Origin of the sequence: Seramator thermalis (assembly GCF_004138125.1) — a bacterium.
Classification (GTDB): domain Bacteria; phylum Bacteroidota; class Bacteroidia; order Bacteroidales; family Dysgonomonadaceae; genus Seramator; species Seramator thermalis.
The window spans coordinates 1-14,506 of sequence record NZ_RXHS01000007.1; the positions used below are offsets into that span (position 1 = coordinate 1).

A 14,506-nucleotide genomic window follows, 5' to 3' on the forward strand; every position below is an offset into this window, starting at 1 on the left:
TGAACGATTTATTTGCGTGTCCGGCATAAAGCCGAACAGAAGATTAAATGATAAACTTGTTAAAGAACTCGTCGAGTTTGCAGCAATTGCTGCATGATTCGTATATTAAATAATTAACGAACTATTGATGTATACAAAACAGGAAATAATCATCAGGAGTTATCGTGAGGGAAAAAGTCAGAGACAAATATCGCGAGAACTTCAAATAAGCCGCAAGACGGTAAGAAAGTATCTTAGAGAACATGAAGAGGTGTTACGATCGGCTGAGAGTGAAGAAGCCGGTCAGACAAGTAATTTATCGAGTGCGCCCATTTATAAAAAGACAATTCCTCGCACAAAAATAAAACTAACCCGTGAGGTAGAGTCCGCAATAGAGGAGTTACTTGAGAAGAACGAACAAAAGAAGCAGCAGGGTCTGGGCAAGCAGCTGTTCAAGAAGAAAGACATCCTGGAAGCACTTCAAGGTCAGGGTTATGAAATAGGTTACACTACGGTATGTAATTACATTAGTGAAAGAGAAAAGCGTCAAAACAGGAAGGAAGCCTATATTCGTCAAGTATACCGGCCGGGAGAAACATGCGAGTTTGACTGGGGCGAGATTAAGCTCAATATAGCAGGGAAACGTCGATCGATGCAGCTTGCCGTATTTACCTGTGCCTACAGCAATTACCGGTATGCCTTTATCTACGAGCGGCAGGATACGCTTGCTTTCATGGAATCCCATGTGCGTTTTTTTCAAACCATCGGAGGAGTTTTCCAAGAGATGGTTTATGACAACATGCGCGTAGCGGTAGCCCGGTTTGTGGGTCGTCATGAAAAAGAGCCGACTGAAGCCTTACTGGGCTTGCGTGGACACTATCAGTTCCGACATCGGTTTTGCAACATCCGTCGGGGAAATGAGAAAGGACATGTAGAGCGCAGCGTAGAATACGTACGCCGCAAAGCCTTTTCTTCCAAAGATTCCTTTGCCGATATTGAGCAAGCAGAGCAGTGGCTGGAAGCCACCTTACAAAGGTTGAACGCTACCCGCCAGCAGGGAACGGAAAAGAGTGCCGACGAGCTGTTTGGGGAAGAAAGAGCAGCTTTGATTCATCATCCCGCAGCAGGAATGATCTGCAGTGAACAGGAACAGTGCCGTGTAGATAAATATGCCACCATCAGTTACCGGACAAACCGTTATTCGGTTCCGGATCACCTGGTGGGAGAATTTGTAGAGGTAAGTGTTCACAGCCGCAAGCTGGAAATCTATTTTCAGAACAAACGGGTTGCCACACATGTTCGAAGTTACGAAAAGCATAGCTGGAATATCGATATCGAACATTATCTGGACACCTTTAAGAAAAAGCCGGGAGCCCTGGCCGGCAGTCAGGCCCTTGCCGACAACCATTATTTGGGAGCATTGTACCGGAACTTCTTTCAGGATGAACCCCGCGAATTTATCGAACTGCTTGATTACTGTCGCAGGGAAAGAGTGAGTGAAGAAAAGCTGGAGGAATCCCTTCGGCGCTTGTTGGGCACCTCACCCGACGGGGTGAGTGTGGAGAAGCTCCGAGCTCTCGTGGGGAACACTTCCTCGATAAATCCTCTCAGAGCATCAGAAGATAACATCAGTATGAAAGCCAAAGAACAACTTGCCGGCATCACCCGGTTAATGCATCAAACCAATTACAATGGATACCGTCAATCAACAAATAATAACCTACAGTAAGGAGCTTCGCTTGCCAGCCTTCCGTCGAGACTACAAGGAACTGGCCATGGAAGCCGCCAGGGAGAGGCTTGATTATGAAGACTATCTGGTAAAGCTCATGGAGCGGGAATATGATCTCAGGCTGGAGAATCGGAAAAAGGCACAGATAAGAAATGCACAATTCCCTTCCAGAATGTATCTTTCCGATCTTGATCACAGTCAGTTGCCACCGGCCGCACAAGAGAAACTGCCGATCCTGGAGAGATTGGATTTCATAACCTCCGCCCAAAACGTAATCCTTGCCGGCAATCCCGGTACCGGCAAAACCCATATCGCAATAGGACTCGGACTGAAAGCCTGCATGCAGGGATATAAGGTGCTCTTCACCACCGTTCACCGATTATTGACCCAACTGCGTGAATCACATGCCGAGAGAACCCTAAGACAGGTAGAAGCGCAATTCGAAAAATATGACCTGGTCATTTGCGATGAATTTGGTTACGTCTCATTCGATAAACAAGGTGCGGAGCTGCTCTTCAATCACCTCTCTTTAAGGACAGGCAGAAAATCAACCATCATTACCACAAACCTGGGCTTCGACCGATGGGAAGAAATCTTCGGCGATCCGGTATTGACGGCTGCTCTGGTTGACAGATTAACCCACAAGGCTTATCTGATAGATATGAATGGGGAATCTTACCGACTGAAACAAACCAGACAAATGATGGGTGAAAAATGAAAACATCAACATCTACCAAAATAAGAGCGCCCGTTTTATCCTTTTTGGAGGTACCTCCAAAAAGGATAAAACTAACTTGGAATTTATATTAAAATGGTATACTTTTGGATTGAAATACCGGTATACTTTTGGGGTGAAATAAACAAGTAACTTTCTAATATCTTTTTATTTTAGGGTTATGTTTATCTTTTTTCGCTGATCGGGTATTTTTACCAGGCATTCACCGGTGGATGCATTCCAGGACCAGCCCGTAGTGGTGAAGTCGTTCTCTGCACGCTCCTGCAGCTTCTTCTCTTTCATTTCTTTGATCTTCTTCCCGTTGATGATTACCTGCGACGGTTGCTGATCGAGATGAAACGTGAGGATGAAGTTGCGGCTGTCGGATTGATGGAAGCCGTTGTCAGCAGGTGTGATATCCATGCTGTAACCTCCTGCTTGCGTGGTGCAGACAAAGAGGGTGCGCGAAGCAATGTTTCCGAGATAGCCAAGATCTTCACCTTCATCTTCATAAAGCGCAAAGCAGGCAGTCTCCTCCTCGTAATGAGGAAAGACATGGACATAGATCGGATAATCGCTCCTCTCATGGATATACTGCATCACCGGCATCATGGGGATGATGGATCCTTTCTTCACGAAGAGGGGAATGACACTGAGCGGTGCACGGTAGGCGATCTCCTTTCCCCCGAAATAGGTCTGCTTCGGATCGTGGAAGTCGATCCACTCTCCTTGAGGAAGGTAGACACTCCGTACCCGCTCGCCCTTCTTCAGGACGGGGGCAACCAACAGCTCCTCACCGAAGAGGAATTGATCATCGACAGTGAGCGCCTGCGCATCGGAAGGGTACTCCATAAAGAGGCCGCGCATAAGCGGCAGTCCAGTGTCGTGAGCCACACGGGCATAGCTGTAGAGGTAAGGAAAGAGGCGGTACTTGAGTTCGATGGCGGATCGACTGTTCCGTTCGGCTGCCTCGCCGAAGCGCCAGAGCTCCACGGCATTATCACCCTCGTGATGGGCGCGGCTCAGCGGGTTGAAGATGCCAAACTGCATCCAGCGGGTATAAAGCTCGGCCATGGCGGGATAGTCAGCGATATCGCCACAGTAACCCGATATGTCGGTGGTCCAGAAAGGGATGCCTCCCAGTCCGGCGGAGATGCCGATGGCTACTTGGTTGCGCAACTGTGCCCATCCTTCCAGCACATTGCTGCCGTTCCCGCTGTCGCCGCTCCAGCCGAAGGTGTAGCGCTGCAGGCCGGCATAGGCGGCACGGGTCATCTGGAAGATGCGCCTGTTGGGGTTACGTTTTTCGAACTGCTCCTTCACCACCTTGTCCCAAGTGAGGCCGTAGATGTTGTGCACCTCGTCGTGCATGCCAATGTGATGCTGCATGTGGAGGCGGTCCAGGTCCTCCTCGTTGCTCCAGGCGGGCTCACCCATATCGGTCCAGAAGCCGGCAGCACCATCATCGAGGGGCTTCTGTTGGTAGGCGCCCCACCAGTCGGCTACCGCTGGCAGGGTGAAGTCGACCACCCCACAGTTACCACCCCATGGCCAGGGCATATTGTATGCCTTGCCAGTGCGCGCATCGCGCACGAAGAAGCCGAGCGAGTCGGCCTCCGCCCACTGCTTGCGGTTGTTCTGCGAGATGACCGGGTCCTGCGAGAGGATCACCCTGAAGCCCTGCTCCCGGAGCGTGGCAAGCATCTTCTCTGGTTCGTTGTAGTTGCCCTCACGCCACTCGAAGTCCTGGAGGTGCTGAGTCCAGCCAATATCCTGGTAGATGATGTCGCAGGGGATCTGGCGGCGACGGAACTCGGCCGCGATCTCCAGTGTCTGCGCCTCTTTGGTGTAGAGGCCGCGGCTCTGGGCGAAGCCAAACGCCCACTTGGGGGGCATGATAGGCTTGCCGGTGAGGTCAATATAGCGACTTAGAATTTCTTTGTAATCCTTCCCGTGGATGAAGTAGTAGATAAACGGTCCGTCGGAGGCTTCGAAGCTGTAGTAGTTGTCGGAATGCTCGCCGAAATCGAACCGTGTCTTGTAGGTGTTGTCGAGGAAGATCCCGTAGTGGTAGCTGCTCATAAAAAAAGGGATACTCTTGTATAGCGGGTCCTCGGTGGTGCTATAGCAGGGACGGTCGCTGTTCCACATGGTGTAGCTGCGGCCGCGCCGGTTGAGCGGTCCGCTCTTCTCGCCCAACCCGAAGAACAGCTCATCGCTGCGCAGCAGCTTGTAGGCTTTCTTCGCAGTGGAGTCTGATACATGTCCTTTTTCTTGGTAATCGCTGAAGATGAGCTTCTGCCACTTATCGAAGATCTGCAGCTGCATCGGGGTCTTATTGAGGCGTATACGCAACGTGGGGGTGAAGAGCTCATAGGCAGAGGTCTCTTCATGTACCGTGATTTCACTCGGTGCTTCCAGTTGCTCATTGACTATGGCGAAGGAGGGGTTGTTCCGCCGGAAGGTGCCGGCAGGATCGTACCATATCCTGATCACATCGCTGCTCAGTATCGCGAGGGAGAGTTTCGCGCCATCGGTGGCATGAAACACCACGCCGTTGCCGTCTTTTGTATAGGAGGTCACTGTCGGTCCATTGCCAGGCTCTGCCCGCAACAGCATTGGCATCAGGAGCAGCCAGAGGAATAATTGTCTTGCTTTGTTCATCCAGTTTTCATTTATTTATGCATACTCCAACACCACCATATCCCAGTATTTCAGCAGGGGAAGGGTGAAACTGACCGTATCTCCCTGTTGGGTGAACTGTAGCGACACGGCTACTCCGCCCTGATAATCGGGAGAAGCGAACCAGACGTTTTTCACCGGCCTGTGGCTTTTCACGGTGAGGTCTGCATTGGCGATTGCTGCCGGCTCCTTCTGAGAGCCGTTGTTGTCGCGCCACTCCATGCTGTTGGCGTCGGTGAAATTGATCAGGTGGATCACATCGCGTACGGGAAACATTTTACCCGTGACAGCCACACTGCCCTGTGAGGCGGGCCAGTTTTTTACTATCAACTTCTCATCCGCGGAGCTTATATCGAACTGAACCGGCTCACCGCCATCGCGCAACAGATTCTGGTAGGCGGTCATAAAGTCGTAGTAGTGCAGCAGCGACTCCTTCAGCGCGCTCTTCATCTGCAGGTTGTTGTTGGGAAAGTATTCGTTGGCGAGGTAGTGCTCGCCCAGCTCGAGGTGTGCCCCGCCAAAGGAGAAGATGACTGCATTGGCCAGCAACACGCCGGGGGCGTTCACATAGCCCGTGCTGCCTGAGCGGCCGTAGTTGATGTAGGCTGCCAGCACGGTACGCTTGTTGCCGCCGCTTAGCTGGTCGTTGTAGGCGATGACATCCGCCAGGTCGGCGTAACTTTGACACTCATTCCACACCTCGGTGTAGAGAATATCGGTAGCGCTCTGTGCAATCTGCTCCTGTCCATAGCCGCTTACAGCGTTCATCACCAGCCGCTTATTGGGTTGTGCCTGCTTCATGGCAGCGATAAAGGGGAGGTAGCTTGCTGCAAGGTCCACTGTATTGCCGTCGTAGTCATATACTGTGCCGCGGTTGCCCAGCTGGTCGATATGATATCCGTCGAAGTTGAAAACGCGGTACACATCATCGTGCCGCGCAGCCAGGTACGCCTGCCACTCGCTGTTGCCTGGATTGGTTAGGTAGATACTGCTGCGGAAGGGTGGATCGAGGTGATGGTTGTCCTTCTCCCGGTGCTCCTGGTCGCGGTATAGGTGCCACTCCTCGGCAACGCCGTCGGTGGAGGCGTTCTCCAGCGCCCCGTAGGCGAGGTTGTAGAACATCGTTTTCATCCCTTTCGCCTGTGCTGCATCGATATAACCTTTCACTGTGCTGAGATAGTTGGTGCGACCGATCAGGTCGGGCCAGGTGGGCTGTGGTGCCGCTGTGGTGCCGGCCAGTGGACGGTGATGGTCGTGCAACCAGTCGTAGAACTGAATGCCGTTGATGCGGTAGCGGGTGAGCAGGTCGATCTGGTGATCGATCTCGGCCTTGCTCATCTCTCCATAGGAGGAGAGGAAGCCGTAGCGGGGAAAGCGTGTCCAGTCTGACGATACATCAATGGCGATGGTATAGAGCAGCTGCTCTTGACCATTCTTCGATTCATAAAGGGCGGCCATATATCCTTTGAAGTCGCCTTCCGGAGGAGTCCAGCTCCAGCTGGTGTTATCCACAGACTCTTCCTTCAGCAGCGTACCCAGGTGAAAATAACGGACAGTGAGTATGCCAGCAGGCTTCTCCTTCAGGGTGAAGGTGACCGCCTCTCCAGGCCTGTAGAGAGCCTTGTCGGTGCTGATGCCGATGTGGAGGTAAGTGTCGCCGTAGGTGACGGGGTCATTTTTCGTATCGTAATAGTCGTCGCACGCGGCGAACAGGAAAGGGATAAGCACAAACAGTGCGGTAATTTTTTTTAACATCATATGCTTTTTATTTGCATCTGCCATGTCGGGGTGACCGGCACGGCAGAGCATGATTGGATACTATTGTTTCTGTATGGTGACCGTCTCTTTGAGCTGGTCGAGCAGGATGGTGTAGCCCCCTGCCTCGGTGATCTTCCATTTATAGTCGACCCCGGAACCGGGATAGTGGAAGATCATGGGTTCGGGTTGACCGGAAGGATGCTTGTCTGGCTCACTGGCAATGAACCAGGCACCGTTCCAGTCGCTCTGCTTGTCGAGCGTGAACTTGAGTTCGCCGCCCTTGAGGTTACCGCTCCAGGTGAAGATATTGGGATTGTCGGTGCTCTCCATGGGTGTGGCGTTGCCGATGTCCCACCCGTTTGGGGTGGCATCGCCCACCAGGTAAACCATGGGGTAGGGTGTGAAGGGAACGATATCGATCTTCATCTCACGCGTGTCGAGCGTGATCTTGTAGACGCCACCGGTGATGTTCCATTTGTTGTCGGGGTCGCCTGCCCATACCTCCACTTCGAGCCCCTTGCCTTCGGTAGTGCCGTTCACGAGGGGTCGGAAGAAGGGTGCATCCCAGCTGCCCTGTTGTGTGCCTATTTTGAACTCGCCACCGGCGGAGAGATCTCCGTTGTAGTGAAAGAGGTAGGGATCGAGCAGATCGACCTGCATGGGGACAAAGTTCCAGCCGGTGGGGTTGCCCACGAACCAGAGCGCCGTATAGGCCGGCCCCTCACCCTTAGCGATGGTGACGGTCAGGGTGGCGAGGTTGGCCGTGATAGTGTAGGTGCCTGGCTCGGTAATGGTGAAAGGCTCATCGTAGGGGTCGTCGAAGCTCTCCCGCAGGTAGAGGGTACCCTCAGCGGTGCCCTTGTTGTAGGAGGGTACAAACTGTCCAAGCGTGGTAATAAACTTGAAGTTACCAGTGGTGAGCGAGCCGGTCCAGCTGAAGGTGCGCGGCTTGTTGGGCACTTTGCGCAGCTCAGTGGCATTGTCGGCATTCCATCCATTGGGGGTGGCGTCGCCGATCAAGTAGAGGGTGGCGGTGATGGGTTTGTAGGGGGTGATGACAAAAGCGACAGGCTCTGAGGTTGCCGGCTCAATGCCTTCGGCGGAAACAGTAGCGGTGACGCGTGCCTCGAGGGTGACTGCCTCACCTGGGGTGGCATCAAACTCAGCCAGCAGCAAGTTGTTCAGCTCCTCATTGAGGAAACTCTTCTCATAGGCTTCGCGCCCCATCTCAAGGGTGAGACCTCCGGCAAAATGATTACCTGCGCGGTCAATCTGCAGCGTGTAGCTGATGGCAGCGTTGGTGCCGCGGTTGGTGCCGCTGCTCCAGGTGAGCTTCAGCGCCTCAGCCTCAGGGTTGGCGGCATCGAGCTGTAACTGCGGTGCCGATACCGCTATCTCCAGCGGGTTATCACCCTTATTCAACTCCATCAGGTTGTCGTCGCAGCGGGTGAACAGCACTGCAGCCATCAACAGGAAAAAAAGATAACTATTTCTCTTCATAATCGGTTGCTTTTAATGGATTAATAACCAGTGTTTTGTGTCAGGTTGGGATTGGCATCGCGTTCCTTCTGCGGGATGGGGAAAAGGAGGTGCTTCTCCGTAGCGTTTACTTTGCCAATGGAGTGCAGAAAGTTGAGTGCGTACTGGCCATTATCCCAGCGGATAAGGTCAAACCAGCGGTGTCCTTCAAAGGCGAGCTCAATACGCCGTTCATGGCGGATCTTCTCACGCATGACAGCCTGGCTCAATCCCTCCACATCGCTGCGGTTGGTGAGGCCGGCACGCCTGCGTACCTGGTAGAGGGGCTCTTCGGCTTCCGCAGTACGTCCCAGCTCATTGAGTGCCTCGGCCTTCATCAGCAGCACATCAGCAAAGCGAAGCACGATGATGCTTGCCGAGTTGGTGTTGTAGTCGGGTGAGACAGAGAGTGGCACCAGGAACTTGCGCACATTATAACCGGTATTGGACATGGTGGACTTGTAGTTTTTGCCGTCGAACGGGGGACATCCCTCGTAGAGGATGGTCTTGTCTTTGCGCAGGTCGCCCTCCTCATAGCTGTCTACAAACTCCTGCGTGGGCAGGTTCCAGCCGTAGCCTCCTCCCACCCAGCCGCTGTTGCGTGGACCCATAAAGGTGCTGAGCCAGTTGGCCTGGTTTTCATCATCCCAGAAGCCTGCCTTGGTGAGGCCATAGTACTGCACCTCGAAGAGCGACTCGCGCGTGTTCTTGTGACGCTCCTCACCGCCGAAGCAGTCGCTGTAATCGGGGTTGAGGGTGTAGCCCAGTTCCTCGACCAGCTCGCACATCTGTAGCGACTCATCATACATGCCCAGGGTGAGGTATACCTTGGCCAGCATGCCGGCGGCGGCACCTTTGGATGCGCGACCGATATCACTGCCGCTGTAGGACTCCCTCACGGGCAGCAGCTTCACCGCCTCCACCAGGTCGGGAATGATTACCTCGTTGTAGATGGTCGCCCTGTCGGTGCGCGACGGCAACAGGTTGTCACCCGGCTTGGGGGTGGCGATGCTCATTGGCACATCGCCAAAGAGCTGCACCAGGATAAAGTAGTAGTGTGCGCGCAGGAAGCGGGCCTCACCGAGGATTCTGTTTTTGAGCGATTCGTCGATCTTCATATCGGGCACGCTCTCCAGCACAGTGTTGCAGTAGAGGATGCCGGGGTTGGGACCTCGCCAGATATCGAGTGCCGCAGCATTGTCGGCCGTGGCAACGAAGTTGGCCAGGGTAACCGTCTCGATGCCGTCGGTGCCGCCACCGGCACCCACTTCGCTGTTGCCGGCGATGATGTCGAGGGTCCAGATGCGCATGTTATAAAGCTTGGGTCGCTGCAGCGGCTGGTAAGCCCCGTTGATCAGGGCGATGGCGGATGCCTCATCTTTCAGCGCCTCGGCACTGGGATCTTCGTAGGGCACCTTGTTGAGGAAGTCGGAACAGCCAGCAAAGAAGGATGCTGCCGCAAGTAATCCTATATAAATATATTTTTTCATTTGATTTGTTCTTTAGGGTGTAAATGATTCGCTATCATCTTGCAAAACTTACTCATTCATTTAAAATTGAATATTTAATCCCAGACTGACCGTACGAGTGACGGGATAGGTTCCCAAATCCACACCTCCGGCACCTACTTCTGGATCGAAGCCGGAGTAGTGGGTGAGGGTGAAGAGGTTCTGGGCGGAGAGGTAGAGGCGTGCCTTGCTGAGATATGCTTTACGTGTGAGGTCGGCGGGCAACGTGTAGCCCAGCGTCAGGTTCTTGAGTCGCAGGTAGGAGCCATCCTCGATGAAACGGTCGGAGTGACGCACGTTCATGTTTGGGTCGCTGTAGACGGCACGTGGTACGCTGTTGCTGGTGCCCTCGCCCCGCCAGCGGTCGAGCACCTTCGTGGTTTGGTTCTGTGGGATGGACATGCTCTCCTGCCAGATGCGGTTGGCATTGTAGATGTCAACATCGGCGACTCCCTGTAAGAATATCTGTAGGTCAAAATCCCTGTACGAGAGGCTATTGTTCATTGAGAATGACCAGTTGGGGAAAGGATTGCCAATGTAGGTGCGATCATCGGCATTGATGACGCCGTTATTGTCGAGGTCGCGGAAGCGGATATCGCCCGGGGCGGTGCCGCCAGGCACTTGCACGGCGTAGTTGTTAACCTCCTCCTGTGTCTGGAAGATGCCGTTGGTGACATATCCGTAAAAGGTGTTGACTGGCTTACCCTCGGCACTCACCTGCACCTTGGTCATGTTGATGTCGCCGCCGGTGAAGAGGGCGATGCCGTCGTTCATCTTCATCACCTTATTCTGGTTGTAGGAGATATTAAAATCGGTATCCCACGACAGTACACCGGTGAGGTTGCGGGAGGAGAGGGTGAGTTCCACACCCCTGTTTTGCACCTCGCCAGCATTGATGCTCGGCACATAGACATCGGAGTAGCCGGTGGTGATGGGTACCGACATGGGTACCAGCATGTCGCTGGTATTCTTCAGGTAGGCGTCGAGTGTCAGGTTGAGCCGCTGCCCCAGCAGGGCAATATCGGCACCGACGTTGAACTGTTTCACGGACTCCCAGCGCACATTGGGGTTGGGCATCACCAGTGGATAGAGCGTGGGAACAAGGGTGCCGTTGAAGACATACTGACCGGTCTTCAGGCGGGTGAAATAGGCATAGTTATCAATTCCTCCCTGGTTGCCGGTTTCACCATAACCAAGACGCATTTTGACATCATCGACCCAGCGACCACGCTCGAAGAACTCCTCTTCGGAGAGGCGCCATGCTCCGGAGAAGGAGGGGAAGGTGCCCCACCTGTTGGCTTTCGAAAAGCGGGAGGAGCCGTCGCGCCGCACCGTGGCGGTGAACAGGTACTTGTTGTCGTAATTGTAATTCACACGTCCCATGAGGGAGAGCACTGCCCAGTCGTTGCGGCTTCCTCCCACGATGGGGTCGGTGAGCCCGTTGTTAAGTTGGTTGTTGGCATCGCTGAGAAAACCCTGCACGCCGGCGCTCATATAGTTGTAGACATTATTCTGCGCACTGGTGCCGATCATCGCGTTGAGCGTATGCTTGTCGGCCAAGGTGTTGAGATAGGTGAGGGTGTTGTCCCACAAGTAGGTGAGACTCTTATTGGAGGATTCGTTCAGAGAGGACTGCGGCTGTGGTATCGGCTTCCAGTCGTACTTGGGACTGAAGCTGTTGTTATCCCAGAACTTGAAATCGATGCCTCCGAGCGACTTGAAGGTGAACTTATCGGCCAGTTTGATCTCCGCATAGAGGTTACCCAGCACATTGTAGCCGTTGGTTTTGCTCTTGCTGAGGGTGGCGGTGCCAATGGGGTTGCGGATGTCGCCGTACTGGTAGGCGGGCTCACCGGGCCCGGACCAGCTGCCGTCGTCGTTATAGACAGGCTGTGTGGGCAGTGCGGCCATGGTGGAGCGGATATCGTATGCTCCCTGCTGCTTCACATCGTGACTCAGGGTGAGGTTATGACCAAAGCTGATCCATGGGCGCACCTTCGACTCGCTGTTGAACTGTACCGTGTAGCGGCGGTAGGAGGTATTTAGCACGATGCCTTCCTGATCGAGTACACCCCCGGAGACATAGTAGTTTCCCTTGTCACTTCCTCCCGAGTAGGAAAGGGTATAGTTTTTCATCCAGGCATCCCGGAAGAGCATGTCGAGCCAGTCGGTGGAGCTGCTCCAGAGGGTTGGATCGGCAAAGTCGGGCCGCTGTGCTAACTGCGAGGAGGTGGAGACGGATCTGTTGTAGTTGGCGATCATCTCGTTGTGTAGGGATGCGAATTGACTGGCGTTGAGCATTTGCGGCATGTTGGTAGCGCTCTGCACACCCCAGTTGGTGCTGAAAGCAATGATACCGTCACCACTCTTCCCTTTGCGGGTGGTGATGAGAATGACACCGTTGGCACCGCGTGAACCATAGATGGCCGTGGCGGAGGCATCTTTAAGCACGTCGACCGTCTCCACATCTTCCATATTGAGGGCGTTGATGCCCAGGTCGGTGGGGACACCGTCGATGACAAGTAGCGGCTCACTGTTGTTGATGGTGCTGATACCGCGGATGCGGAACGAGACATTGTCGCCCGGCTTACCAGAGGAGATGACCTGCACGCCTGCGGCACGTCCCTGTAGCGCTTCACCTAAGCTTGCCAGGGGCTTGTCCCTGAGTATCTCGCCCTGTACGGAGGCGACAGCACCGGTGAGGTCTTTCTTGCGCATCACACCATACCCCACAACCACCACTTCCTCCAGCGCCTGAGTATCTTCAACCAATGTTATATTAAAAGATGTTTTTCCTGCAGTATTAATTTCCTGCTCAACATAGCCAATGTACGACACGCGAATTGTCGCATTATCAGCAACTTTTAACGAAAAATTTCCATCCATATCCGTTACGGTTCCATTGGTTGTGCCGACTTCTATAATATTGGCTCCGATAATCGGTTCTCCATTGGCATCGGTCACTTTCCCCGTAATGGTGTTTTGCTGTTGCTGAGCAGATTCAATTCCGTAAACTATTTCTCCTATTTTTTCTTTCGGCGACAGAATGATTTGATTGCCTTCAACCTGATAGGCTACATCTTCCGATGCGAACAGTTTATCCAGTACATCCGAAATGGCCGCATTTTTTACGCGAACACTCACTTTTCGGTCAACATTCACCAGCTTGTTGTTGTACAGGAAGTAATAGTCGGATTTTTCTTCGATGGTTTGCAATACTTTTTCGATGGTCGTATTTTTCATATCCAGCGAAATTTTCGTTTTTTGTGAATACACATCTTCAGCCTGAAGTTGAAATGCGATCAAACAAAGTAAGATCAGGGTTACTCTCATGGCTAATGGTATTTTTTTGATGTTTAATAATTTATTCATATTTTTGCTCTGTTATTAAATTTGTTATGGGTTTAGTAACTTTGCTTATCGACGCGGGGGAGTGGCATTTTCCGAAACGATAAGCGAATTATTTGCGGGGGGAGGATCAAGCTTTGGCTTTTCTTCTCCCGATTTTTTTGTTTGCATTTTTCTCATGTGTTCATAGGCATTCCTCCTGTATGGTTTTATTTGGTAGTTATTTTAATGGTGCGTTTTGTATATGTGCTGTCATTGAGCTGTTGTGGATTGCTGATGGTGTAGGAGATAGGTGTCGATCGTGTGAGCAGATAAAGAATTTCTTCCAGCGATTCGTCCGTGAAAGTAGCGGTGAATATGTATTCTCGCAGTTTTTCATCTTCCATTTGAATATTGACTCCAAATTTTCGCGAAAGTTTTTCGGTGATGGTTTCGAATTTTTCGCGACGAAATACCATCTTGCCATCTTTCCAGGCCGTTTCAGCATAAGTGTCGGCTGAAGCTACCTGCATATTACCGCTGACAGCTTCTATGATGGCTTTTTCTCCGGAAATGAGTGTCTCCTGACTTTTCGAAACGTCTGACGAAACTTCCACGTGTCCCTTGGCCAATGTTACTTCGTAGCGATTCGCGCTCGTGTAGGCATTCACGTTAAATTCCGTTCCGTATGCGCTTACGATTATTTGATGAGGCGTCATCACTTCGAAACGATGCTCTTTGTCGGAAGTTACCTTGAAATAGGCCTCGCCGTTGAGTTTCACGGTTCGAGTTTTTTGGGTGAAGTGTACCGGATAGGTAAGTGTGCTTTGAGCATTCAGCCACACCTCGCTGCCATCGGGAAGCACCGTTTTGGTGACTGTGCCCGGTGCTGAAGTTATGGTAATAGTTTGTTGTATTTTGTTCCGATTGATTTCGGGCAACAGAAAATATTGATAAATCAAAAAAAGTGGAAGAAGAATGGCTGCGGCGGTTCGAGTGAAATTCCAAATCGACTGCATGGTTTTGCTTCTCTTAATACGCCGATAAAGCTGGTCCCATGCCGCTTGCGTATTCACTTCACGTTGCCGGATTAGATTTTCGGATAGAGTATATATTCGGGCAATTTCGTCGAATTTCTTTCTGAGTTCGGGAGACCGCTGTAATTGCAGCTCGAAGTCTCGTTTTTCATCGGCCGATAGATTGTCTTGTAAATACGAAAAAATAGATGATTCGTTATACTCCATTTACACCTTTTATATACTTGACGTTTCATCGATCAAATACCCTATA

8 protein-coding genes are annotated in these 14,506 nt (G+C 52.3%); 2 read left to right on the forward strand and 6 right to left on the reverse strand.

What is annotated here, in order from left to right:
* The first annotated feature begins 127 nt into the window (after positions 1–127).
* Both istA and istB read left to right on the forward strand, forming a co-directional pair.
* On the forward strand, positions 128–1,708 hold the full coding sequence (gene istA, locus EJN84_RS06375; RefSeq protein ID WP_129594641.1) for an IS21 family transposase: 1,581 nt from the start codon (positions 128–130) through the stop codon (positions 1,706–1,708).
* Positions 1,671–2,426, forward strand: coding sequence for an IS21-like element helper ATPase IstB (istB, locus tag EJN84_RS06380; RefSeq protein WP_129594642.1), 756 nt, complete (start codon positions 1,671–1,673; stop codon positions 2,424–2,426). Before istA ends, istB begins: the two co-directional genes overlap by 38 nt.
* Before the next feature lie 165 nt (positions 2,427–2,591).
* On the opposite strand, the gene EJN84_RS06385 is transcribed toward istB, so the two are convergent.
* The 6 genes from EJN84_RS06385 to EJN84_RS06410 form a co-directional block, all read right to left on the reverse strand.
* Positions 2,592–5,087 carry a glycoside hydrolase family 31 protein gene (locus tag EJN84_RS06385; protein WP_129594643.1) on the reverse strand — a complete coding sequence of 832 codons (2,496 nt, stop codon included), beginning with the start codon at positions 5,085–5,087 and terminating at the stop codon, positions 2,592–2,594.
* A 15-nt stretch (positions 5,088–5,102) separates the two neighbouring features.
* Complete coding sequence (locus tag EJN84_RS06390; RefSeq protein ID WP_129594644.1) at positions 5,103–6,863, reverse strand: endo-dextranase; 1,761 nt, start codon at positions 6,861–6,863, stop codon at positions 5,103–5,105.
* Positions 6,864–6,923: 60 nt separating this feature from the next.
* Positions 6,924–8,363: a SusF/SusE family outer membrane protein gene (locus EJN84_RS06395; protein WP_129594645.1), complete on the reverse strand. Its 1,440-nt coding sequence runs from the start codon at positions 8,361–8,363 to the stop codon at positions 6,924–6,926.
* Between the two features lie 20 nt (positions 8,364–8,383).
* Positions 8,384–9,871, reverse strand: a complete 1,488-nt coding sequence (locus EJN84_RS06400; protein WP_129594646.1) for a RagB/SusD family nutrient uptake outer membrane protein — start codon at positions 9,869–9,871, stop codon at positions 8,384–8,386.
* Between the two features lie 60 nt (positions 9,872–9,931).
* Positions 9,932–13,261: a TonB-dependent receptor gene (locus EJN84_RS06405; RefSeq protein WP_129756380.1), complete on the reverse strand. Its 3,330-nt coding sequence runs from the start codon at positions 13,259–13,261 to the stop codon at positions 9,932–9,934.
* Positions 13,262–13,446: 185 nt separating this feature from the next.
* The gene (locus tag EJN84_RS06410; RefSeq protein ID WP_129594647.1) at positions 13,447–14,460 is read right to left on the reverse strand and encodes a FecR family protein; all 1,014 of its coding nucleotides are present in this window, start codon (positions 14,458–14,460) and stop codon (positions 13,447–13,449) included.
* Between the last annotated feature and the right edge of the window lie 46 nt (positions 14,461–14,506).